The organism is Paenisporosarcina quisquiliarum (assembly GCF_027563315.1).
GTDB classification, from domain to species: Bacteria; Bacillota; Bacilli; order Bacillales_A; family Planococcaceae; genus Paenisporosarcina; species Paenisporosarcina quisquiliarum.
On sequence record NZ_JAMKBJ010000011.1, the window covers coordinates 63852 to 88977 of the forward strand.

Consider the following 25126-nt stretch of genomic DNA (forward strand, 5'->3'; position numbering starts at 1 on the left):
ATTAATATTAACTAAAACAAATTCCAGGAGGCCATAGGATGGAACAAGTGAAAAAAGAAAAAAATGAAATCTGGGAGTGGGCAAAAGCATTGCTTATTGCCTTTGCAGCTGTATGGTTAATACGTCATTTTTTATTTACACCAATCGTTGTCGACGGTGAATCAATGATGCCGACTCTTGAAAATGGAGAACGGATGATTGTTAATAAAATTGGCTATGAAGTTGGAGAGCCAAGTCGCTTCGATATCTTAGTCTTTCATCACGCACCTGAGAATAAGGATTATATTAAACGAGTGATTGGATTACCTGGAGATCATGTCGCTTACAAGAATGATCAACTATATATCAATGGCGAACCTCAGAAAGAACCATATTTGGAATCAAATAAATTACAAGTGAACGGTGGAACTCTGACAGAAGATTTCACTCTTGAAGAGCGGACAGGGGAGAAAGTGATTCCAGAAGGATACTTGTTTGTTATGGGGGACAATCGTAGAAACAGTACGGATAGTCGAATTATTGGTTTAGTCCCGCTAGCGGAAGTGATAGGTAAAACTAACATAATCTTTTGGCCACTTAAGGAATTAGGGATGGTTGAATAATTAGCTGAAAGACAAGGAGAATCTTCTTAGTGAAAAGATGGTCTATGAATAAAATGATCCTTATTTTATCGGTATTTTTAGTGGGATGTGCTCCAAATTCTCCCGAAATCAAGGATGGAAATGCGCATGTAACCAAAGAAATGGACGAGGTGATTTCAGATTATATAGTTGAAAAATACAAGGGTATATATTATCCTTCAGAAAAACAATTTGAAGTTCACAGAATCTATGGAACTAGTGAATATAAAGAAATAATCAACGTATACATGTGGTCATACTTCGGTGGATTTAATAAGGATAGTGGTACCAACAATCAGTCTGGACACTCGTTACCTGTCTTCATTCAATTAAAGAAAGTGGATTCTGGATATGAAGTAATTAAATATACTGAACCAAAAGACGGGAATCAATATGCATCTTCCATAAAGAAGATGTTTCCGGAAAAATACGTGAAAATGGCAGTGAACGATACCGAAACCATTGAGGATTTAGAAAAAGAGATGAAAGAACAAGTGGAAGGCTGGCTACAAGAGAAATAAAGAATCATTTTTTTTCACTGCTTTTTAAGTAATAGCGATTATAAAATATGTAAAGCACCCAGCGATTGTATCATTCGTGGGTGCTTTACATATGTGGTCAAATATACAATTTAAAAAGTTTATATCAGTTACTTTAATGTGGCAACCCTTTGTTGGTAGTTGAGTTGTTTGATGGAGTACCTGCCTTGTTTTTTGATTTATTGGTTAGACCATTTACAGCATTAGCAGTTTTATCTACTGTATTCATGGCTGCATTTTCGGTTTTTTCTAAAGCACTATGCACTGCATGGAATGCTGCTCCAGCAGTGTCTTTAACTCCTTTGGAAATTTGGTTACCTTGTTGATCTGTATTTTGTTGGTTTGTCATAATTTCACCTCCTGAATAAAAATTAGGATATGTTATTTCCCTGACTTTATTCTAAGTGAAGATGCATCATAAGAATTTTTGGGAATTTCTTTTTCATGTCAACGCAAACAAACAAAATAATAATTATCTGAAAAAACTAATTAATAGCTATTACTCCAAAAAAATATATGGTAATCTTGACTTCAAGTGACAATTTTTGGATTATAAATTTAAGGTGGAGAATTGTTGTGATTTCAAGTTTTAGAGTCTTATCGCGTTTTCTTTATGTAGTCGTTGGAATTATTTTGTTAAGTGCATTTGTAGGGTTATTTTCTAATGGAATTCAGCTTGATTTTACGGTGTTTTTGAAAAATGTTTTGCATATCATCAAGTCTCTTATTTTTCCTGACAACTTAATTATTTTAGGACCGACTAATCAGGAGTATTCAATATTCTTAAATTTTTGGGATTATTACTTTTACTCATTAACCATTTTCATTTCAGCGCTATGTATTGCTATAATCTGCGGTTTATTTATTACTTACCTCACAATCTTGCTTCCACAAAAAATAAACGATTTCGTTTCTAAATTTGTATCCTTACTCGAATCCCTACCAGACTTATTCATCATTATGCTCATTCAATTTTCCGTTATTTTATATTTCAAGCAGAGCGGTCATTTATTATTTCCTGTAGCTGGTTCATCCCAAAACCAAACATATTTTCTGCCGGTTGTTACGTTAGCTTTAATTCCCTCATTCATGATTTTTAGAATTAACCTTCATTTAGTCAGTGATGAGTGGAATAAATCATACGTAGAATTGGCCAGAAGCAAAGGGTTTAATAAAACGGAGATTTTCTTTTTCCATGTGCTGAGAAATATAGCACCAAGCATTTTTAGTCATAGTAAAACAATTGTTCTGTATTTATTATCTTCAATGGTTATTTTTGAAAAACTTTTTAACATCTATGGAATCTTTACATTTATAACGAGCTATCCAAATCCGAATGTGATCGCCTTCACTTTGATACTGTTTTTTGTGCCTGTTTTCCTCATATACGCCCTTATTACTAGCCTTATAGAAAAATATACGGGTCAAAGATTGGAATGGTGATTGTGTGTATATTTTAAAAAGACTTCTCTTTAATAAGTTATTTCTTTCCGGCTTCCTCATCATCAGTGGTTTGTTTGTAGTTAGCTTGCTGTATTTTTTCTTCTTTAATGACCGAATTCCAACAACGTCATTACTTTATGATAGCCAGGGGAAACCGTTACCTGCACCTTACAGTTATAAAAACTTTCCCCCCTTTGGAACAGACAACTTCGGAAGGGATTTATTTATCGTCATACTTGTTGGGGCTAAATATACGATTGCAGCCGCTTTGCTGATTACATTTCTTCGTGTTTTCCCGTCCGTTTGGATTGGGTTGTTCATTCATTTCTTCCTGCAGAAGATTGAAAAACCCCTTAAATCAATGGCTGATGCTCTAAACTACTTCCCGATGACTTTGTTGGCATTTCTACTTTTGAATGGCATTTTAATATCAGAAGTAGGGATGTATATGGTAGATGGTGCTCTAGTTAGCGGACCGGAACCTTTGCCTTATTGGAGCAGGATACTTTTCTATATCCTTATTTTTGCCCTTCTTTTTGTTCCAACCAATTCAATCTTGATTGCCAATGAAGTAAAGACCATTTATAAAAAGGAATTTATCGAAAGCTCCAGGACGCTTGGAGCAACTAATTGGAGAATTGTAAATAAACATATTAAACCTTTTCTCGTTCCTCAACTAGCAATTATTTTCTTAAGAGATTTCATTCACACGCTGATTTTGATGTCCCATTTAGCCGTTCTAGGGTTATTCATAGGGGGATATACCCGCCGTGGTGACTTATTTGGCTACACCAAACAACTCTCCAATTCAAACGAATGGGCAGGATTGCTAGGAATGTGGTGGGAATACTTATGGACGTCCTATCCGTGGATTTCTTTCATGCCAATTTTATTTATTTGCCTATTAATCCTATCTGCAAAAGGGATGATGGAAGGTTTGACTAAAGTGTTAGTAGCTGTCGACAGTACGAGGGAGCCTGTTCAAAAACAAAATGAAATTGAATATAGTAAGGGTGATCATCCTTTCGAAAGAGTTCAATTAAGAGCCGCTCGACCAGCACAAGAAATGGACTGTAAAAGGGGTTAATTTAATGAAGTGTACATTAGAAATCAAGACAGAAGCTGCCTATTCATTGAACTTTTTGATTTATATACAAAATATATTTCTAAATCAGAAAAGCAATAAAGAACAGTACAGATTCCCTTCTGTTTTTTCGGAAATTTCATTTGAAGAAGATTTTGAAAATCGTTTCAGAAACTTGTGGGATGAAGTGAAACATAAAATAGCTGAACATCCAATGAATGATATTAAGCTTTTTATGGATGAAAAAAACTTGTTTTATCAATGTTTATTTGAAAAAAGTGACGAAAGTTTAGAGACTTATAATGAAATTCACTTTTCTTTTAGAGTCTGGTGGGACAGCTTTGCCGGTCGTTTCACGCTTGAGAAGTCTACAGACGAATTAGTGAGAAAATTATATCTAAATCTAGAGAAATTCTTGAACAATAATTCCATAGCGCCTGAAAATTTGTTAACGATCAGCTTAATTTATGACGAATGCTCATTAATCCGATTAGATGATACAACCTCTTATTTCATTATATCTGCTGAGGATTTTGTAACGAAACAGAAAGAGTTATTGGAGAAATTACATAAATTGTTTAAAGAGGAGAACAGTTAATCTTGATTATCAATAAGTCGAATTTATTATTCATATTGCTATTGTTTTTTATTCTATCAAGTTGTGGTGTCGCTGATGGTGGGAAGGTCACAGCCAAAGATGTGATAAAACAAAATTCTGAAGCAGATATTATACAGTTGGATGGTTTCATCTATAGTAATATGACCGAATCAGAATGGTTTCAGGAACGAAAAGAAAAATTAACGAAACATACTCTTTTAGGTGAAACACAAAAGCAATCAACTAGTCGTTTCGGCTTTAAGGATTGGACGGCTACAAAATTGCAGGTAGGGACAAAAATTTACTCTGCAAGTGAAAATGGATCGGAACTTGATATTCTAATTGTCGAGTACGAGGATAAAGTTTTCTATTATATGAAATTGCTAGAAGGATAAGTTAATTGTAAAACTAGTGAGTGAAGGATGTGATTGACCTGACGAAAAGATATCTTTTCTTGTATCTGATCCCAATTTTATTTATTAGTCTTATTGGCTGCTCTAATCAACCTGATAAGTTGGAAATTAAAGAAATGCCTACGGATTTCAATTTCAGTCTGATTTATGGTACTTATGGAAAACAAAAAATCGACACATTCAACGATACGATTGTAAAAGACTTAGTTGAGGACGGCACGATTGAAGTAAACCTCGCTTTTACAGAAGAAGAAATGGAACAGGTTTATCATGAAATGATGACTATTGATATTATGGATGATTCAAAATTCACGGTGAGAGAAGAAGAGGTGTGTGAAACCGAACCACCATCTTATACAATCTGGAATATTCAAATGGATGGCAAGACTAATTCTTTTTATACCCAGACTTATTGTGATGGGTATCCAGAGAATGTATTGGAATTGTTGAAACTGGAAGATTATATTCATAGCATTCTTTTAAACAAAGATGAGTACAAAGCTTTGCCAGATTCTAATGGTTACTATGAATAAATTGTATCTTCTCTAAGTTGTTGTTTTTTAAGAAATGGGGGATAACATGAAGAAAAAGATAAGCATTCTCGTGGTAGGTGTAGGTATTTTTTCTTCTATTACATTCTACACCTCATATGGCACTTCGAACGCATGTGTTTTTTATGAGTCATCCAAAAGCGGCAATGACATCCGGTATTATAGATGATCATTTTCATAATAAAATTGATCAAGAAAAATTTGCAGAGTTAAACGCTAAAGCATATACCTTAACTAAACCACCAATAGAAAAAGCCACTCAAGGTGAGTTGAGAAACTTTCTTGTTAGAAAGATTGGTTTTCTCTATTTCGCTGAATTCTACGGTGAAGCTTAGAGTTTTTTAAAATTTAACAATATATTTTTATGGGATAGTTTTTGAATGGAGGAAGAAAAATGAAGCATCTAATGTTAATCGTGTTATTCGCACTATTAGGTTATTTTCTATTCATCTTGGGACCGGTCATTGGTGGTTGTATTGCTTTTGGGATAATTGTGGGCTTCTTATTTAGAGGAATATCCTTGCTAACTAAAATTAATAGTAGACTCGTTCATCTAACACCTTCACCATCCATAGATGACAATAATACTGAAAACGAGGGCACTTCTCATCATCTTAAAGATAAGGATGCGTACTTAAAATATTTAAAAGAAAAAAACAATCTAGCTAAGAACATGGAATAGAAAAATAAAGCTTACGTCTGAAATATAGATATAAAACTAAATTTAATAGTAGTTAAATTTGCTAAGAATCTCTCCCACATTCCCCGCACTATTTGAGACCACCCTCTATTTATTTCCTAAAGTTTAGCCCAACAGTTTGTATAAAACTATCATAAGTTATAGTGTGACAACATTTTAATAGAGAAAGGAGATGAGAATAATATGGGATGCTTTCAAAATAATAATGGAACAAGAGATTCTGTTGCAGGTGCTTTTGATACGAATTTTAAAGTTCCAGTAAGAGCTTCTATTGATGGTGAAGATTTTTGTCGCGCCGTACGCCGCTGTTTAATCAATGATTTGGTTGCTGGTGCTCAAGATGATCGAGATGATCGACGAAATAATAACCGTCGCAAGAATTGTGGTTGGCGCTGGTAAACCTAGTTCCAGACTATAGCTGAAGATAATGTAGTTATCTTCAGTTATTTTCTTATGCAAGAAATTAGTCCATCTTTTCTGCTTTTGCAGCAAGACTGCTTTTCGTGGTGGGATGTAAGAAGCCCCTGATTAGGAAACGATGAACGCAGAAAACAGCGGAACTATTTCACAGAACAAGCTCAATATTTAACATTAGGTGATTAAAGCATTATAGAAATCAAATAATGGCTGTGATGAAGGGGTGTGTTAAAAGTGGAAGTAACAATATTTGTGATTAATTTTCTGTGGATCTTTGTTCTAGCAAATGTATTATTTTTAGTAGCTCGATTTATTTTCAACAAATATAAACAAGTAATTTCAGTAATTTATTATTTCATATTATTAATCATGATCCATTATTTTGTCATTGCTCAGCGAGATTATATATTCATCGATTATCCTAAGATTGCCTACCCACTGTTAGCATTGATGTTGCTCGCGTATTATATCTTCTTCAGAGAATTATATTCATTGATAAAAACAAAGAAATTAGAAAAAGACACATCAGCTAAATATTAGATAATCTTGAAAATGGTTGATTCTTAAATTAATAATTAAGTGCATTAGTTAAACTCGATGGGTTGCAATTGCAGCTCTTTTTCATTTCCATTTGAGAAGATCCTTAAATTAATGTCATGTTTCTTTTTCTAATATTAATTCACAGAAAATTCATTAAACAATGTGTTGTCTCTAAATGGTGTTGGTATAATATGTAAAGAGGAGATGGTGAATTGAAAATAGTGATACTTGTTTTGCTCAGTCTATTGTTAGTGGGGTGCACGCCAGAGACGGAAACCATGACGGATGAAAAAACTTCGCCAGAAATCAAAATGGTAACACCTGATGAAAAACACCTTTTAGTCGATTGGGGTTCCGATTCCATGGATAGAGGTAATCACGATTATAATTCGATAACTCATAGTAAATTAGTGGTAAGTCCCAATTATGAATCTCTGGAACGCGGGGATGTTGTTTTTTATAAGATGGTCGAATCAGAAATGAATAAAAATTCAATGATTCCAGAAGATTATTTGGGAAGAGTCGTGGGACTACCTGGTGAAACCGTTAAGATCATGCATGGTCACGTATATATCAACAATAATCGGTTGGATACCTTCTATGGGGAAGCTACAAGAACAGGTCTGACTGAAGAGGAATACTTTGAAAATAATGATTTGAGCGGTGTAGTAGACGTAGAGAGTGTAAAGAGATATTTTAAAACCGAAATGAATCCAATTCAAGTAAAAGAAGGCACAGTTTTTGTATTAGTTGATCAGTGGTGGCGGGGGACTGACAGCAAAGATTTTGGCTTGTTACCGGTTGAAAGAATACAAGGAACAGTTTTGGGGTATTCAAAGTGATTTTTGTTCTTGGACTAACGGGGCGTATCTTTGGGTTGCTTAGGCAGCCCTTTTTTATTGAACTATGAATCAAGTTCAAGTATGTATTGGTATTGTTAGGTTTGCTAGAAATACAATCAATGAACGATATTAAAAATCAGACATTCAGTTCATTAAGAATGCACGAGTTAATTAATGAATGATGTGATATATTTACTTCTATACTTTTAGGGTTTCGTTGTAAGAGAGGAGCATACTAAATGCAACTAACAATTCAAGCATCAGGTGACAATGTTCAAGCAATATCATATTTATTAGCAAAGAATCCAAACAACCTTTATGAGAGAAATCACAAAGGCCATCTCGTAAGGATATTTTATAGTAAGTTTACGGAGACAGAGTTGGAAGTGACGATTTTTGTCACGCCAGATCCAATTGAATTGCTAAAAAACAATTCAAATTCATATGACATTACACACTACATAAACGATCGGGAGTTTGCAGTAAGTAGCATCTTTTGTTCATTTATCAGGTCTGCTTTAGGGACGGCATTGAATGGGCAACCAAAGGAAGAACATTTAAAGTGGGTAAATCATCCTTTTTCTTTTAATTTTGAGTTTGGACCAGTGGTTTCTTCTCTATCAGATGAAAAATTAATGAATTTATTTGAACCGATAGGATATGAAGTAACAATTAGCCGTCCAGAAATTGAATACTCATTTCCCATTAAGACCAAGAGTTCTGCAAGATATCTTTCTATAAAAGGTATGAAGACGCTGCAAGAAGGATTAAGGCATCTATTTGTATTGATTCCGGTCATTGATAACTACAAGCACTATTTCATTGATGAAAAAGAAATTGAAAAACTGGAGAGGTATGGGGAAGGGTGGCTAGATCTGCATCCGTTGCGTGACCTAATTTATCGCCAAGCTCTTAGGTTTAAAGAAATTTATAGCTTAGTGGAAAATTCGAGTAATGATGAGAAAAAGGTAGAACCAGTGAAAAAGGTTCGCTTAAATGAGTTACGCTATGAAAAGATTGTTAATGCCGTAAGCCAATTGAAACCAAGAAGTGTCGTTGACTTTGGGTCGGGTGAAGGCAAACTTTCAGTGCAGCTTGGCTTTGTGGAAGGCATAACAGAAATCCTGGCAGTGGAACCGTCGGAATCTGCCTCACTTAAAGCATTGGAACGATTCAATAAAGTGAAGAATAAAGAGAAATTTGTAATACCGGAATTACTTTGGGGTTCTCTTTTTTACTATGATGAAAGATTGAAGGACAAGGATGTCATCATTTTGTGCGAGGTAATCGAGCACATAGACGAAAGCCGTTTGCCGAAAGCGATGGACACGTTGCTACACGACTATCAGCCAGGTGCCTTGATTATCACTACACCAAATAGAGAATACAATGAGCTTTACGATATGGAAGAACATCTTCGTCACAATGATCATCGTTTTGAATGGACTCGAGCGGAATTCCGTCAATGGTGCACAGAGCGGAACCACAGCAATGAGTATGAACTTCTGTTTGATGGAATTGGCGAGGAGCATCCTTCTCACGGTTTCCCAACACAAATGTGCATTTTCAAAAGAAAGGAGGACTAACTATGCAAATCAGATTACCACATGCAGGAATAGTGTTGCTGGTTGGCCCATCCAATAGCGGTAAATCCACCTTGTTGAAAAGCATGATTGAAAAAAAAGAGATTCTTCCTTCAGAGGTCATAAGTTCAGATGACTTTCGGGTTTTGGTAAGTGATATTGAATTCATTGACTGGCGGGACAGACCGAAAGATGAAGCAGACAATTTGATGGATGAATACCAGACAATCTCCAGGGAAGCTTTTTCAATGATGGATTCAGTTATTGATGCAAGGGCAAGGTTGAACAAACTGACCTTTGTGGATGCTACTCACCTTCATCCGGATGACCGAAAACGATATATTGCCTTGGCCCGGAAAAACAATGTCCCTATTTTGTCAATCGTGTTTGATATACCAGAAGAGGACTTGCTTTCACGGGATGCAGGAAGAGAGAATCCTCGTGGAAAGAAACGCATTAAACAACAGTTTCAAACATTCAAAAGGGAAAAGAATTACCTGAAAAAAGAAGGATACATGTCCGTTTATTTGATAAGAGAACATGATAATCTGCAATTCATAAGATCTAAAAATCCTGTAGAAAAAGATATTCAGAATGGAATCGATATTATCGGAGATATACACGGCTGTTTTGATGAAATGATTTGCTTGCTGAATCAATTGGGCTATGAAAAGAATGAAAAAGGTCTTTTTCTTCACCCGCATGGCCGAAAATTCGTTTCCATTGGTGATGTCATGAGTAGAGGACCCCAGTCACTTAAAACCATGCTTTTTGTCCATGAACACGTTGAGCAAAACCTTGCCTATATGATTGACAGCAATCATGGCTGGAAAATTGCAAGGTGGTTGGATGGAAGAAATGTTTCCTTGAACCATGGAGACGAAAAAGTGGAAGAAGAATTCAAGGCATACGAAATGGAATATGGAAGAGAAAAAACAGAAGAGATTAAACTGGTGCTTAAGGAGTTTCTTCTTCGAGCACCCTCCCATTATGTATTTACGAAGAACGGGATCCAGACTCTGATTTGTACTCATGCAGGGATAAAGGATGAATTCATTGGTAAGCAATCTGAAGCAATAAGTGATTTTTGCCGATATGGAGATACGGATGGATTTGATGATAAAGGAAAGCCAGTCCGTAAAGATTGGTTTATAAATCATAAGAAAAGTTCCCTGGTTGTTTGGGGTCATGATCCCAAGCCTACTCCACTTCTGATTAATAATACGATTAATATCGATCAAGGTGTGGTGTTTGGCGGTTCATTGACTGCTTATCGATATCCCGAAAGAGAATTCGTCTCCGTAAAAGCAAAGGAAGACTACTCCGGAACTCCTGACAATCCATTAAAAGAATGGGAGAAAAACCGCTTGAACCCGCCGAATATCGGCAAGTTTATCAATGGCTATTCTGTGCTTACAGAAGAACTAGGAGAAGTTAAAATACATCAGGAAATCGTAAAATCTGCAATTGATACGGTATCTCATTTCACAATACCAATTGAACAATTAATCTACATTCCACCAACCATGAGCCCAACTCCAAAACCATCTGCTTTAGATGGATTCCTGGAGCATCCTAAAGAAGCAATCGACTATTATAGGAGCCAGGGGATTCAAACGTTGGTTGCGGAAAAGAAACATATGGGAAGCCGTGCAATTCTTTTCTTATTTAAAGATACAGAATCCTCCAAAAAGCATACTGGTATAGATTCACTGGGAGTTATCTATACAAGAACAGGCAGACGATTTTTTGATATCGCTATTGAGGAACAAATAGTTGGTCGGATTAATCAAAATTTGCATGAAAATGGCTATTTTGAAAAGTATGGTACTGACTATTTATTACTGGATGCTGAAATCATGCCTTGGAACTTGAAAGCAAAAGAGTTGATTAGTAGTCAGTATTCGCATGTTTCGGAAAATGCGATACTAGATCGCATGAAGCTGAAGGAAAAGATTGAATCCGCATTTAAAGGGAATGACGCTTTAAAAGGGAATGACGCTTTAAAAGGCTGGTTGGAAGAATACGAGCAAAAGCTTGATAACGCCTATACTTTTAAAGAGGTTTTCCAAAAATACTGCTGGGAAATAGAAGATGTGGATTCCATTCGTATTGCGCCATTCCATGTTCTTGCTCATAGTAACCAGACATTCTTTGACCATCCCCACACATGGCATATGGAAATGAATCGACAATTTGCAATGATATCCAGCCTGTTTATGGAAACGGAATACAAAATCATTACGGATGAGGCAAGTGAAGAAGAAGTCATTCATTGGTGGCTGGACATAACAAGCGAGGGACACGAAGGAATTGTAATTAAGCCGGAGTTCTTCATTGCTAGGAATAAAGGGAAGTTGCTTCAACCTGCAATAAAAGTACGGGGAAGAAAGTATCTCAATATTATCTATGGGATGGACTATTTGCTGCCGAACAACCTGGAGCGTCTTAAAAATAGAAATACAGGTAAAAAACAAAAATTGGCCCTTAAGGAATTCTCGCTAGGAGTAGAAGGCATTAAAAGGTATAAAAATGGTGAATCCATTGAACGAGTACATGAATGTGTTCTTGCAACATTGGCAATGGAGTCAGATCCTGTAGACCCACGATTATAGTATGGGTAGACATACATGATACAAATGAAAGGAGCTCAAGTCTTATGGCTTGAACTCCTTTTTGGTATTAGGGTATACATCCATCCGACTCACCTATTGATTTCATCACTTCGTTACGTTTTATAAATTTGTTATCGAACTCGATGAACAAGAAATCAATATAGAACTTATTGGAAATGAAAATATTTCCATCTAATTATTGAATAGAAAAATAAGCAATGGTAAAATGTAATTTACTAAAAGTAATGGAGGTTTTCCTTTTGACAACATCTATGAGACTTAGAATCCAAACTTTATACCGTTAATTGCATATGGTCTATGCTCTGCTTAAGTGTAGAGTAAATGGGATTAGTCTGTCTCTTTAGGAAAACTTGATTTTATGTTTATCAAAAAAGAGGTTGAATCCACCCTCTTTTTTTGTTGTCTAAAATTGTATGTAACTACTCTTTTTCGATACGAACAAAAAAGACCTTAACCATTTACTTTTCATCGTAGGAAATATACCGAAAAGGTCGTGAAGAAAATGAATATGGAATATGAAAATTGGAAAAAGAATATTATTATCTTTTTAAGTAGCCAGACGATATCACTTTTTGGTTCCTCGCTGGTTCAATATGCGATTATGTGGCATATAACACTTACTACACAATCAGGAATGATGATGACACTGTTTATATTATGTGGTTTCATCCCTACTTTTATTTTATCGCCTTTTGCCGGAGTGTGGGCAGATCGATACAATCGAAAGGTACTCATCATCTTATCGGATAGTCTAATTGCTGTTGCAACTCTCGTCATGGCAATTGTCTTCTTAATGGGATATGAGACGGTTTGGTTACTGTTTGCCATGGCTGCTATTAGAGCGATAGGAACAGGTATTCAAGGTCCGGCAGTAGGGGCTATTTTGCCGCAAATAGTTCCTGAGGATAAACTGACAAAGGTAAGTGGAATTAACGGAAGTATACAGGCTATTATTATGTTCGTGTCTCCTATGGTGAGTGCGGCAATGCTGACTATGGCTACATTAGAAATTATTTTCTTTATAGATGTGGTAACTGCAGCTATAGCAATCGTAACTTTGCTTGTATTCTTAAAAATCCAGGTACATGCAAAGGCATCCGAGGTACAAACAACAAGCTATCTTACTGATTTTAAAGCAGGTTTAACGTATATTAATAACCACGCTTTTTTGAAAACGTTCTTTTTGTATTTCGCGGTGTTATTTGTTTTGATGGCGCCAGCAGCATTTTTAACTCCATTACAAGTGACTCGTAGCTTTGGTGATGATGTATGGCGGTTAACCGCAATTGAAATAGCCTTTTCGATTGGAATGATGGCAGGCGGTGGCATTATTGCTTCGTGGGGTGGCTTTTCAAATAAGGTGCATACGATGACACTTGCCAGTATTATTATGGGGATTTGTACGATTGCATTAGGGATTATGCCAATGTTTTGGGCTTATTTACTCTTCATGGCGATATTCGGCGTGACAATGCCAGTCTTCAATACACCGACGACTGTCCTGATCCAAGAGCGAGTCGAGGGTGATTACTTAGGTAGAATATTTGGTGTATTCGGGATGATCGCTACCTCAATGATGCCTATAGGAATGCTCATTTTTGGACCTATGGCAGATGTAGTGAGAGTTGAATGGATTCTATTGGGTACGGGAGTGCTTATGTTAATACTTGGCGTGTTATTTGGAAGAAACAAAGTATTATTAAAAGCAGGTGAGCCTGTAGTTGTTCCAAAGTCATCTGATTTAACCTTATAATAAATACATTTAGGACTTGATAGCCTGGCAGATCTAGCAGTTACACAAGGGAGGATTTTTAGTGGAAACTGAAGTATATATAAAAGATACTCCCATGTTAATTATGTTTGGACTGATTTTCCTTATCATTTTCGGATTATGGTTAATGAAAAGAGTAAAATCATACGATTTTAACAATAAAAGCACAATATATTTTATGTGGAACAACTCTGACGTAATTGGAGGTTTTCTAATAGGAATAGCCTTACTAATTATCGTCGTTTTTTTCTAGTGGTGCTGCTACAATTTGCATTCATTCATGCTGCGTGATTGATTTCTGGTGCGTTCGATATTTTTCGAACGCTTTTTTCTTTGGGGAATTTTTGTGTTTCTTAATTTTGTGCAACCTGGAGAGCCATTGTGTCTACCTGGCCGAGTGTTCTGTCAACCTAGATTCCCATTCTGTCTACCTAGAACGCCATTCCTTCAACCTGCAAGTTACACCACTTCAAAAGTGAAAATATTTTCCATCCATTGATTAAGAACGTTCGTTCGGGGTATAATTCATTTAGGAATAAAAGAACGTTTGTTCGTTTTTGAGGAGGAGAACATCATGTATGAACAATATCCCGATCGGAAAATCGTTTGTCTCGATATGCGGAGTTTTTATGCAAGCTGTGCAGCAGCGGATGAAGGACTTGACGTGATGAAAACCCCGATTGCGATTATTGGGAATCAGCAACAGAAGGGAAGTGTCGTGTTAGCGGCTTCCCCCCCATTAAAAAAAGAATTTGGTGTGAAGACAGGTACGCGTTTATTTGAAATTCCGGATCATCCAGACATTCGGCTGATTGAACCGAAAATGGGATTTTTTGTACGAGTGTCTATGGAAATTACCCGATTGCTTAGTGAGTATGTGCCGAAAGAAGCGATTCATGTTTACAGCGTGGACGAAAGTTTTATCGATTTGGCTGGAACGGAACGATTATGGGGACCTGTCGAGCAAACCATCCAGCGCATTCAGGACGATTTACTGGAGCAGTTTCAATTGCCATCTGCGATGGGCATGGGTCCGAATATGTTGATGTCGAAGCTGGCGCTTGATTTGGATGCCAAAAAAACAGGATTTGCTCGCTGGACTTATGACGATGTCCCAACAAAGTTATGGCCGGTATCGCCTCTTCGCGAAATGTGGGGGATCGGACCGCGAATGGAAAAAAACTTGAATGCCATGGGGATTTTTTCAGTTGGGGATCTCGCGAAAACGAAGTTGTCGACGCTTGAAGCGAAATTCGGGGTAATGGGAAACCAACTGTATCATCATGCCTGGGGGATTGATTTATCGGATCTTGGAGCACCTCTTATCGAAGGCCAAGTCAGTTACGGAAAAGGGCAAATTCTATTTCGTGATTACCGGAAAAAAGAAGACATTCTCGCAGTTGTCCTTGAAATGACGGAAGACGTGGCGAGACGTGCGCGGGAAGCGGGAAAAGTCGGGCGTACCGTTCACCTCGGTGCGGAGTACAGTAAAGATGCTTTTGGCGGCGGGTTCCATCGTTCCCGTTCGATGGAAGAAGCCACAAACGACACAATGAAAATTTACAAGATGTGTGTAAAGCTACTGGAGGAACATTTTGATGACCGTCCTGTCCGACGTTTGTCCGTCACTTTATCGAATATGGAGCCGGAGCATTCGATGCAGCTCAGCTTGTTTGAAGCGGAAAAGTGGCGTAAGCGAAAGCTTGGTTCTGCCATGGATCACATTCGCAGCAAATATGGTTCGGCCGCTTTACTGCGTGCCGTTTCCTATACGGATGCCGGCACAGCCAGAGCTCGTTCCAAATTAATCGGGGGACATAAGGCCGAATAACCCAAATTGCATACAAGGTTAGGGATAGACAATATGTAGAATGTCATTTAAAACGACAGAAAATGGTCGGTGAAATCAATGGCATTCTGCAATTTTTTTAGCCAAGAAACGATTATCTTGGCTTGATTTTTTTCTGCATTTTATTCCGAAAAATTACCAAATAGTATCTTCTCTAAATTCGGAACATTTGCTAAACTAGTAAAGTCTGTAAAAAAGAATCGGGGGATTACTGCGTGAAAGTATTTTTAGACTTAGGGTGGTTTTTTAAAGAGAGAAAAAAACAGTATATCGTCGGCATCCTGATGTTGATGGTTGTTGCGTTTTTGCAACTGCTGCCACCTAAAATAATAGGGTATGTCGTCGATGAAATTCGATTGGGTACTTTGACAGGCGAAGCGCTTGTGAAGTGGCTATTGTTACTGGCAGGAGCAGCTCTAGCCATGTATATCATTCGTTATTACTGGCGCATGATGATTTTTGGCTCGGCAATTTTACTTGCCCGCCAATTGCGAGAACGTTTATTCCAACATTTTACGCGCATGTCACCACGTTTTTATCAAAAACGCCGTGTTGGCGATTTGATGGCACATGCGACCAATGATTTATCAGCTGTTCAACAAACAGCAGGAGCGGGCGTCTTGACGTTGGTGGATTCACTCACTACTGGCGGATTTGTTATTGCAGCGATGGCGATTACAATCAATTGGAAGTTAACGCTCATTGCATTAATTCCCATGCCAATCATGGCGTATTTGACAAATTACTATGGGAAAATGCTACACAACCGCTTCCACTTTGCCCAGGAAGCGTTCTCAAACTTGAACGATAAAGCACAAGAAAGTATTTCGGGAATTAAAGTCATCAAAACATTTGGGCAGGAAAAAGAAGACATTCAAGACTTTGTCCAGTTATCGGATGACGTGGTGGAAAAGAATATTCATGTAGCGAAAGTAGATTCGCTGTTTGATCCTACAATTTCGGCAATAGTCGGTGCATCATTTTTCTTATCTATTGTGTTCGGTGCGCGATTTATTGTTGCTGGTGAAATGTCTATCGGGGACTTAATCGCATTTACAGCGTATCTTGGATTACTTGTCTGGCCGATGCTTGCTTTTGGCTGGTTGTTTAATATTGTAGAACGTGGTCGTGCATCTTACGATCGGATTCGTGCATTGCTAGCTGAACCAATTGATATTGATGATACAGAGCAAGCACTGGATGTAAAAGCGCAAGGCGACCTTGAAGTTCATATCGATGAATTCAAGTTCCCGGAAGATGAACGTGCGGCATTAAAAAATGTACACTTCACATTGAAACGCGGGGAAACGTTAGGAATTGTCGGTAAGACAGGATCGGGGAAAACGGCGATCTTGAAGCTATTATTACGTGAATTTGAAGGATATGACGGGTGGATTACATACGGAGGTCATTCAATCAATGCTTATAAAAAAGAACGACTTCGTTCAGCTATTGGTTATGTACCACAGGATCATTTCTTGTTTTCAACGACGGTTGCTGGAAATATTGCCTTTGCGAATACCAGTGCCCCAATAGAAGAAGTGTATGAAGCTGCTCAGCTCGCACACATTCATGAGGACATTCTAAAATTCACAAATGGTTATGAAACCATCGTTGGTGAACGAGGCGTATCGTTATCAGGTGGACAGAAGCAACGGATTTCAATTGCTCGTGCATTGATGATGAAACCAGAATTGTTAATTTTGGATGATTCGTTATCTGCAGTTGACGCAAGGACAGAAGAAGCCATTCTTGAGTCACTGAAAGCAACTCGTATTGATGAAACAACGATTATCACAGCACATCGATTAAGCGCGATTCAACATGCACATCAGATTATTGTGCTTCATGAAGGGACAATTGTTGAAAAAGGTTCCCATGAAGAACTCATGGAACGAAAAGGACGGTACTATGAAATGTATCAGTTACAACAATTAGAAGCACTAGTTGAAATGGGAGGTGAGGTGTAATGGAAGAACAGCCAAAACTAACCGGAAAAGATCAAGGCATTATCTTAAGAAGGCTCATTTCTTATTTGAAGCCACATAAGAAGGTCATTACATTTGCCTTATTCCTCCTTGGACTTACCGTAATCGGAGATGTTGTTGGACCAATCTTAATCAAAACGTTCATTGATGATTATTTGACCGTTCAAAACTTTCCAACAGGACCATTAGTAGGCCTTGCGGGTGCCTATTTATTCATTCAAATCTCTAATGTTTTCATCAGCTATTTCCAGCTACTGAAATTCCAGGAGATTGCACTGAAAATCATTCAGCAGATGCGTATTGATGTCTTTACGAAAGTACAGAACCTCGGGATGCGTTATTTTGATAAAACGCCCGCCGGTAGCATTGTTTCTCGCGTAACGAATGATACGGAAGCCATTAAAGATATGTTCGTCAGTGTCTTGGTTGGATTCTTGCAAAGTGGATTTTTAGTGGTCGGTGTTTATATCGCGATGTTTATTCTGAATGTCAAGTTGGCGCTCGTTACCTTATTGTTATTGCCGATATTATTTATGATTATCAAAACATACCGTCGATACAGCTCAGTGTTTTACCAAGATTTACGTGAACGTTTGAGTCAATTGAATGCCAAACTGGCAGAATCACTTCAAGGAATGTCCATGATTCAGGCTTTCCGACAAGAACCGCGATTGAAGGATGAATTCAATGACATCAATGAACAGCACTGGAAAGCTGGCAAGCGTAACATCAAAATGGATAGTTTGTTACTGCGTCCCGCGATCGATCTGGTGTATGCACTTGCACTAATCATGTTGCTGAGCTATTTCGGGGTTACTTCTTTCAGCAATACAATCGAAGTGGGTGTGATTTACGCATTCGTGACGTACATCGACCGATTCTTTGAACCGATTAACCAAGTCATGCAACGTCTATCTATTTTCCAGCAAGCAATTGTTGCTGCTTCACGCGTTTTCAAATTGCTAGATGAAGAGGAACTAGTACCAAATCAGACGAATACGGATGCTCGAATTGATGCAGGAAAAATTGAATTCCAAAATGTAACATTCTCATACGATGGACAAACAGATGTATTGAAAAATATATCCTTTACCGCAAACCCTGGCGAAACGGTAGCTCTTGTCGGTCATACAGGTAGTGGGAAAAGTTCCATCATCAATTTATTAATGCGTTTTTATGAATTCGAACAAGGTGATATTTTGATAGATGGTCAATCTGTTAAGGCTTTCAAGGCTCAGGAATTACGAGATAAAATGGGTCTCGTGCTTCAAGATCCGTTCTTGTTCTTCGGGGACATTGAAAGCAATATCCGTTTGCATAATCAAAATATGACAGACGAAGAAGTCCGAGCTGCCGCTGAGTTTGTTCAAGCTGATGGTTTTATCAATCAGTTACCTGAAGGCTATAAGCAAAAAGTGACCGAACGAGGTTCAACATTCTCGAGTGGTCAACGTCAGCTTGTCGCATTTGCACGCACGATGGCAACGGATCCAAAGATTTTAGTCCTGGATGAGGCAACTGCTAACATCGATACGGAAACAGAAGTGGCGATTCAATCTAGTCTTGAAAAAATGCGTCAAGGACGAACTACGATTGCAATTGCACACCGATTGAGTACGATTCAAGATGCAGAGCTGATTTTGGTTCTTCATCAAGGAGAGGTTGTCGAACGGGGCAATCACCAGCAATTACTTGCCAGCAAAGGGCTTTATCATAAAATGTACTTGCTGCAGAACGGGATTGTCGAAGAAACGGTTAAAAATTAAAAAGATGGAAAATGTCTATCAAATTGATTAGATTTGATAGACATTTTTATTTTTCCAAAATTGATTTTCAATAAATTCAAAGGGGAATTAAGGATTCATGTCTAATATAGAATTAATGGGCACAACAGGAAAATGGATTGGGATAATATCCATAATATTATTCATTTTATGTTTCTACTTCACACTTACATTTTTTCAACACTTACATAAAGAAGATGAACGCATTACAAGGCAATCAAAAATAGCAGCAACACTGTGTATCGCATTGGCTTTAATCATTCCAGTGGTGTACAACTTCTACATATATACCGAAATGATGAAGTAATGTGAAAAAATCTGTTCATAGGCTAAATATTCAAAAGGCTTTACTTTCATAGGAAGTAAAGCCTTTTTCTCATTGAAATACGTATACATACAGAAATTTAATTATTTTTATTTCATTTTGAAATAAAGAGCTACTTCAAACGACTTATTAGCATCTAAAGATTAGGGGGGGATAGTTGTGAGGTCAGAGCCTTCGTTGATCGAAGAGCTATACGATGAGTTCCATAAAGATGTTTACCACTTTTCATTGTACTTTACCAACAATAAAGAAGAAGCAGAAGACATAACACAAGAAACATTTATTAAAGTGATGAAAAACCTTTATCAGTTAAAGGATATGAGTAAAAGAAAGACATGGATTCTTTCAATAGCTAGAAACACCGCGGTTGATTTAAAACGAAAACAAAAGTTATTAAATTTTTTCCCGCAAATTTTACTTAGGAATCAACAGCACTCTTTTCAAGAAGAATCAAATGATAAACGATTAATGAATAAAGAAAATTGGAGTAACATTCAAGAAGTATTATTGCATCTTAAGCCTCATTATCGGACCATCGTTATTCTGAGAGCGTTGAAAGAGTTAAGTGTAAAGGAAACAGCAGAAATTTTGGGATGTAGTGAAGCAAAGGTAAGTGTGGATTTCCATCGAGCAGTTAATAAATTAAGAAAAGAATTACATGTCCAAGAAGGGTGGGACTACCTTGAAGAATCAAAATAAGAATGAGTTAAACTATGATTTTATTAAGTCTTTAGTGGAAAGACCTGACTTGGATCCGGACATGGCTTTCGTTAACAAACTGAGAAAGAAAATTACGAAAGTAAATATAAATTCAAGTTTGCTGAGCCGGAGTCTTTCAAAAAGGTTGAAAATTATTGGCGTTGTTTTGATGGCGATTTCGACTCTTTACGTGCTGTTCCTTTCATTTGAAAATGAGAATCCATCGCTTGGAACGGAAAAAGTAGAGGATACACCTATTTCCACCATTCATCATTATGATATTGATGATTTATTATCAAATCACCCTAGTTACAACCAAATGTATAAAGAAATACTAAAAGAAACGCAATCTACAAAGGCCGCAGAAATGTTTGTCCTATATTTAGAAGCATTAAAACAAGGAGATATAGAGGAATTTAAAAAATACTCTATAATGGATCAAGATTTTAAAATAAAACCACTGATTGATGACTATAAACAAGTTGATTTTGAGACGCTAGCGATTGAAAACATGATATGGAGTCAAGCAGAACCAAGTATTGAATTGCAAATTAGTTATCAACGTAAGAATACAACTGCAGAAGAATTAAGATCACTGCATGTTCATATAAACGATGGTGTGAATATGGATGTATATGAGCAATTCGATTGGAGAAAGTGATTTTTAAAGATGATGAAGAAGATACGGAATTTGAATTGTATACATGGAAAAAACTTTTAGGATGTAAGCTAAATAATGAAATAACCCATCTTGTGCGTCTAATTTAAAGCTGGGTTATTTTTTATGGTTAAAAGTTCATTTAGTTGGTAAGGAAGGATGCGAAATGCGTGTACGCTATAGCGCATATTTCATTAGGCTCTGTTAAAGAAAAAGGTTGATTAATCATTAATGGATATGGAAAATGGGTATTCCTCTATAATATCGAAGCTGGATATTAATGTTAAAATAAATATAAGATTGTGAAAGTGTTCACTTAAACTAACGCAGCAGGTTAGTTTAATAAGAGGTAATGTAATAATTACAAGAAACAGTCGAAAAGGGGTTCTGGAATGCCTATCCTTAGAGAATTTGATTTGGATATACCATATGTTAAAACCGATGGCAGTATAGAAGACTATGAGAAAAACTGGAAACAAAAACGAAGAGAATTTCGAGATGAAATAAGATGTATAGCATCTTTATTTGAATTCCATTTTGAAAAATTCAAAACGGAGAAATGTTGGAAAGTAATAGTCGAATGTGTTGAAACAATATCAAATGAACGAGTTATCGGTGAAGATATTTGTACAGTACAAGTTGAACTAAATATTGATCAATACTTTCAATTGTCCCAAGTAGAAAAGAAAAAGTTGATTTTAAAGTTACTAAAAAAAGGTATTGATGAAATCATTAATGAAAAGAGTTGGAACAAACAACCTTTCGAAAGTGCTTATCAAAAAGTCATTGATTGCAATTATATTAACAAACGTATATGGAAACAACCGAAGAAAAGTCCTAATCGAAAACATATTGCAGAAGTGTTCTGTGAACACGATATTGATAAATTTGAAATTAGTATCATTGTCAAAAGTAATACAGGTGAAGTAATTAAACGTGAAAAGTTAATTACAGAAAGGCCAAACGAATGGGCTTTTACAAAGCATTTTGGGAAATTAAAGTGGATATCATCCAATGAAGTAACTTTGGTTAATAAAAATGAATCAAAGCAGTGGATTGTTCAAATATAAATAATTTATTATCGCCTACGAATAGTACTTATTGAACTAACGCAGCAGTTTAGTCGAAATTGCAATTACATAAAATTTATAAAGAGCAAAGTATCTGAAGGAGTTTTGTGATGTTTAAAATAAGTACATTTCTAGTTGAATTTTGCAGTGGTGATGAGCGGCATATATCCTTAGAGGATTCTTTGAAATTAAGAGAAGTTTTTGAACACCAAAAATTTACTCCTGAGTATATTCAATTGCATGTAATGATTCAGTATAATGATCAAATTGTTGTAGGAAATGATATTCCTAGTGGGTTAGATTTATGGGAACAAACTTATACATCTGCTGTTGAAGGCTATTTAGACGAACGTAAGGTAGAAATAATGTATGGTATCGATCCATATATTATGAAGTTGAAATCAATAAGCAACAGTTTATTGGAATTTTCTATTGAGGGAGAATGGGAACCTGTCGAAGTGTTGGCACAAGCTATATTACCTGAAAGAGATTTCTTAGATGCCATTTTAGATGGAGCAGAACAATTTTGGAAAGTTTTACTGGAGTTTAAGGTATTTGAGGAAAAAGAAATAAGAGAGTCAACACCAAGTGATTATCCAGTCCAGATGATTGAAGAAATAAAAGAATTAAGAGAACGAGTAAAATCATTGAACTAATGGGTGCGTTGATCCAAGAAGGATTAACGCATTTTTTGTTGAACTTATTGTACAAACGAAGCAGATTAGTTAAAGAGTGTTGTGTAACTTTTCTTCAACCGTCGAGCCATATTGTTTAAGCTGAATGCGCGAAGAATGATTATTATGATTGGTGGGATACTTAAAAAGGGGGATCTTCATTGAAACAGGAAAAGGCGAAAGTTCTTGTACTTGGAACTTTTCATATGTCCGAACATAAGGGGTTAGATTCTGAAAAAAGGCAGATTGAAATCGAGGAATTAGTATCTAAATTAGAGAAGTTTAAACCGACAAAAATTGCAGTTGAAATGGTACCAGAGGATAGTGAATATTGTAACGAGAAATATAAACAATATAAATTGGGTACATACCAACTACAAATGAATGAAATATTTCAAGTAGGCTTTCGGTTAGGTTTAAAGCTGGAGCATGAACAGATTTATCCAACTGATTGGATGGGAAATTCAGATATGGATTATGGAGAAGTTGAGAGTTGGGCAAAGGAAAATCAACCAGAACTTTTAAATGAAATATACGAGGGTCTTGAGTTCCCTGAATTGTCGGAAGGCAAAAGTGTAATAGACTATTACAAAGAATTAAACGCTCCCACCTTACTTAACAAGTTGCATAAAATATATGTAAATATAGCACGCATTGGTGAACTTAATAATTATGTTGGTATGAACTGGTTAAGTTGGTGGTATAAAAGGAATCTAATAATGTTTGGTAATTTAACCCGTCTTATTGATTCTAAAGAAGAACGTATTTTATTCATAGTAGGTGGTTCGCATTCTACTATTGTCACAAAGTTTATTGAAGAAAGTGAAGTTTGTGAGGTTGTCCAACCACTAAGTTATCTATCCTAAAAAAGTACTTTCTTTAGACGGATATTCCATAATCGTGCTCGATTGTTTAAAAAGCGTCTCTGTTCTTACTAAACTAACGCAGCAGGTTAGTTGAAGAACAAACTAACGAACTTATTCAATAAATGGGGGATATTCCATGCATCCGATTGAATTAATTGAATTGATGATAGTCGGTGGAATTTTATTTGTTATTCTATTAGTTTCTTTTATTTTGAAAGGAAAATGGAGGAAAATTATTCAGGGATTGGCTATATTATATTTGATGTCTTTTGGTATCTTTTATTTCGTACGTCCATATTGGATTGATTTGCAAATTGAAAAAAAAGTAGGTTATATACAGAGGCATTTGGAAGAACAGTACCCTGGGGAAACGTGGGGATATTGGACAGTGCCACATCGTGAGGACGGCTATGAACAAATGAATCCATATCATATAGGTGTAATTTTTGATACTGAACCAGAAGTAGAATATATATATTTTGCTCGTGATAAAGATAATATTATCCAAACAGGCTATTCATCTCAAAATGAATTACAAAGTGACCTAATTCATTTAGAAATTTTAGAAGAATAATTACTGCTTATTATTAAGTTTTATCTTTTCGTATTGATTTGAACAATAATCTTCATTATTTTCTTAACCATATTCAACTAACGGGTGCTTTTACTTCAAGAAGGAGTAAAGCCTTTTTTCTTATTGAAGTAAAGCAGCAGGTTAGTTTAACTGTGTAATGTTATTAGAGAGGGCGACATATATGAAAAAATTAATATATCGATTATTTACAATTGCTAGCATTTTAATTCTTACAGGTTGTGGTGGCCAAAATACTACCTTAACTTGTAGCAAAATTTTTGGTGAGAACAACAAGCATGTTTATAAATACTCATTTAAAGATGGAAAAGCTTATCTATTTGATTGGACGCTTACTATACCAGCTACTGATATAGCAGATGCAACCACTTATGAAAAAGAGTTCAATAAGATTAATGAGGTAACTGGTTGTACTGGCAGATTTACAAAGAACGATGACGGAGCTTATACAACACATCAAGTGTGTGATTTAAGTGAAATGTCAGACAGCGATATTAAAGAGGTGTTTATGAATACAAGAGAAGAGTTAGAAAATACCAGAAAGGAAATTGTTAAACATTTTGAATATGATGAAGGTATGAAGTGCGAATAAATAAGTAACATAATTTAATTGAAAGTTTGGGATGTAAAATAAGCTTTATCGACAGAAACAAGAGAAGCGATGATCAATTGTGAATCATCGCTTTTTTCGATTATTTAAGAGAGTATTTGGATATTTATGTTAAAATTAGTTGATGAATGTGAAGGCTTTCACTTAAACTAAACCAGCTAATAGTTTGTCAATATTTTTTGATAGAATAAATCTATACGTGGTATATTAAAAAATGCGTATGCCAAATAACCTCCCAGTATCCTAATTGGAAGGTTTTGAGCTATTTTCTAAG

General features: G+C 36.2%; 26 protein-coding genes. 25 read left to right on the forward strand and 1 reads right to left on the reverse strand.

Annotated elements, in window-relative coordinates; genetic code table 11:
* Positions 1-38: 38 nt before the first annotated feature.
* Both lepB (M9R32_RS12560) and M9R32_RS12565 read left to right on the forward strand, forming a co-directional pair.
* Positions 39-602, forward strand: a complete 564-nt coding sequence (gene lepB / locus M9R32_RS12560; RefSeq protein WP_269927083.1) for a signal peptidase I — start codon at positions 39-41, stop codon at positions 600-602.
* Between the two features lie 29 nt (positions 603-631).
* The gene (locus M9R32_RS12565; RefSeq protein ID WP_269927084.1) at positions 632-1141 is read left to right on the forward strand and encodes a hypothetical protein; all 510 of its coding nucleotides are present in this window, start codon (positions 632-634) and stop codon (positions 1139-1141) included.
* A gap of 133 nt (positions 1142-1274) precedes the next feature.
* Here the strand turns inward: M9R32_RS12565 and M9R32_RS12570 are convergent, their stop codons facing one another.
* Complete coding sequence (locus tag M9R32_RS12570; protein ID WP_269927085.1) at positions 1275-1508, reverse strand: hypothetical protein; 234 nt, start codon at positions 1506-1508, stop codon at positions 1275-1277.
* Positions 1509-1735: 227 nt separating this feature from the next.
* On the opposite strand from M9R32_RS12570, the gene M9R32_RS12575 reads away from it, so the two are divergent.
* From M9R32_RS12575 to M9R32_RS12685, 23 genes are all read left to right on the forward strand, one after another.
* Complete coding sequence (locus M9R32_RS12575) at positions 1736-2602, forward strand: ABC transporter permease subunit (RefSeq protein WP_269927086.1); 867 nt, start codon at positions 1736-1738, stop codon at positions 2600-2602.
* Positions 2603-2606: 4 nt separating this feature from the next.
* Positions 2607-3689, forward strand: a complete 1083-nt coding sequence (locus M9R32_RS12580) for an ABC transporter permease (RefSeq protein ID WP_269927087.1) — start codon at positions 2607-2609, stop codon at positions 3687-3689.
* A 4-nt stretch (positions 3690-3693) separates the two neighbouring features.
* Entirely contained in the window at positions 3694-4284 is a 591-nt protein-coding gene (locus tag M9R32_RS12585) for a hypothetical protein (RefSeq protein ID WP_269927088.1), read from the forward strand.
* Between the two features lie 2 nt (positions 4285-4286).
* A complete protein-coding gene (locus M9R32_RS12590) occupies positions 4287-4679 on the forward strand; it encodes a hypothetical protein (protein ID WP_269927089.1) in 393 nt (130 codons plus the stop codon).
* A 134-nt stretch (positions 4680-4813) separates the two neighbouring features.
* The gene (locus M9R32_RS12595) at positions 4814-5230 is read left to right on the forward strand and encodes a hypothetical protein (RefSeq protein WP_269927090.1); all 417 of its coding nucleotides are present in this window, start codon (positions 4814-4816) and stop codon (positions 5228-5230) included.
* 143 nt (positions 5231-5373) lie between these two features.
* Positions 5374-5583: a hypothetical protein gene (locus tag M9R32_RS12600; RefSeq protein WP_269927091.1), complete on the forward strand. Its 210-nt coding sequence runs from the start codon at positions 5374-5376 to the stop codon at positions 5581-5583.
* A gap of 59 nt (positions 5584-5642) precedes the next feature.
* Complete coding sequence (locus tag M9R32_RS12605) at positions 5643-5930, forward strand: hypothetical protein (RefSeq protein WP_269927092.1); 288 nt, start codon at positions 5643-5645, stop codon at positions 5928-5930.
* A gap of 201 nt (positions 5931-6131) precedes the next feature.
* Positions 6132-6347: a hypothetical protein gene (locus M9R32_RS12610; RefSeq protein ID WP_269927093.1), complete on the forward strand. Its 216-nt coding sequence runs from the start codon at positions 6132-6134 to the stop codon at positions 6345-6347.
* 779 nt (positions 6348-7126) lie between these two features.
* Positions 7127-7747 carry a signal peptidase I gene (gene lepB, locus M9R32_RS12615; RefSeq protein ID WP_269927109.1) on the forward strand — a complete coding sequence of 207 codons (621 nt, stop codon included), beginning with the start codon at positions 7127-7129 and terminating at the stop codon, positions 7745-7747.
* A 239-nt stretch (positions 7748-7986) separates the two neighbouring features.
* Positions 7987-9333, forward strand: coding sequence for a 3' terminal RNA ribose 2'-O-methyltransferase Hen1 (locus M9R32_RS12620; RefSeq protein ID WP_269927094.1), 1347 nt, complete (start codon positions 7987-7989; stop codon positions 9331-9333).
* A 2-nt stretch (positions 9334-9335) separates the two neighbouring features.
* Entirely contained in the window at positions 9336-11945 is a 2610-nt protein-coding gene (locus M9R32_RS12625; protein WP_269927095.1) for a polynucleotide kinase-phosphatase, read from the forward strand.
* 523 nt (positions 11946-12468) lie between these two features.
* Positions 12469-13719: an MFS transporter gene (locus tag M9R32_RS12630; RefSeq protein ID WP_269927096.1), complete on the forward strand. Its 1251-nt coding sequence runs from the start codon at positions 12469-12471 to the stop codon at positions 13717-13719.
* A gap of 592 nt (positions 13720-14311) precedes the next feature.
* On the forward strand, positions 14312-15568 hold the full coding sequence (locus tag M9R32_RS12635; RefSeq protein WP_269927097.1) for a Y-family DNA polymerase: 1257 nt from the start codon (positions 14312-14314) through the stop codon (positions 15566-15568).
* A gap of 233 nt (positions 15569-15801) precedes the next feature.
* The gene (locus M9R32_RS12640) at positions 15802-17556 is read left to right on the forward strand and encodes an ABC transporter transmembrane domain-containing protein (RefSeq protein WP_269927098.1); all 1755 of its coding nucleotides are present in this window, start codon (positions 15802-15804) and stop codon (positions 17554-17556) included.
* Positions 17556-19340: an ABC transporter ATP-binding protein gene (locus M9R32_RS12645; protein WP_269927099.1), complete on the forward strand. Its 1785-nt coding sequence runs from the start codon at positions 17556-17558 to the stop codon at positions 19338-19340. Before M9R32_RS12640 ends, M9R32_RS12645 begins: the two co-directional genes overlap by 1 nt.
* 97 nt (positions 19341-19437) lie before the next feature.
* Positions 19438-19665: a hypothetical protein gene (locus M9R32_RS12650; RefSeq protein ID WP_269927100.1), complete on the forward strand. Its 228-nt coding sequence runs from the start codon at positions 19438-19440 to the stop codon at positions 19663-19665.
* A gap of 195 nt (positions 19666-19860) precedes the next feature.
* Positions 19861-20382: an RNA polymerase sigma factor gene (locus M9R32_RS12655; RefSeq protein ID WP_269927101.1), complete on the forward strand. Its 522-nt coding sequence runs from the start codon at positions 19861-19863 to the stop codon at positions 20380-20382.
* Positions 20366-21043, forward strand: coding sequence for a hypothetical protein (locus tag M9R32_RS12660; RefSeq protein ID WP_269927102.1), 678 nt, complete (start codon positions 20366-20368; stop codon positions 21041-21043). Before M9R32_RS12655 ends, M9R32_RS12660 begins: the two co-directional genes overlap by 17 nt.
* Positions 21044-21432: 389 nt before the next feature.
* Positions 21433-22110, forward strand: coding sequence for a hypothetical protein (locus M9R32_RS12665; protein WP_269927103.1), 678 nt, complete (start codon positions 21433-21435; stop codon positions 22108-22110).
* Between the two features lie 110 nt (positions 22111-22220).
* Positions 22221-22766 carry a hypothetical protein gene (locus M9R32_RS12670; RefSeq protein WP_269927104.1) on the forward strand — a complete coding sequence of 182 codons (546 nt, stop codon included), beginning with the start codon at positions 22221-22223 and terminating at the stop codon, positions 22764-22766.
* A gap of 179 nt (positions 22767-22945) precedes the next feature.
* Positions 22946-23650 carry a DUF5694 domain-containing protein gene (locus M9R32_RS12675; protein WP_269927105.1) on the forward strand — a complete coding sequence of 235 codons (705 nt, stop codon included), beginning with the start codon at positions 22946-22948 and terminating at the stop codon, positions 23648-23650.
* A 136-nt stretch (positions 23651-23786) separates the two neighbouring features.
* Positions 23787-24224 (forward strand): hypothetical protein, encoded by a 438-nt coding sequence (locus M9R32_RS12680; protein WP_269927106.1) that lies wholly within the window; start codon positions 23787-23789, stop codon positions 24222-24224.
* 181 nt (positions 24225-24405) lie between these two features.
* Positions 24406-24834 (forward strand): hypothetical protein, encoded by a 429-nt coding sequence (locus tag M9R32_RS12685; protein WP_269927107.1) that lies wholly within the window; start codon positions 24406-24408, stop codon positions 24832-24834.
* Positions 24835-25126: the final 292 nt, after the last annotated feature.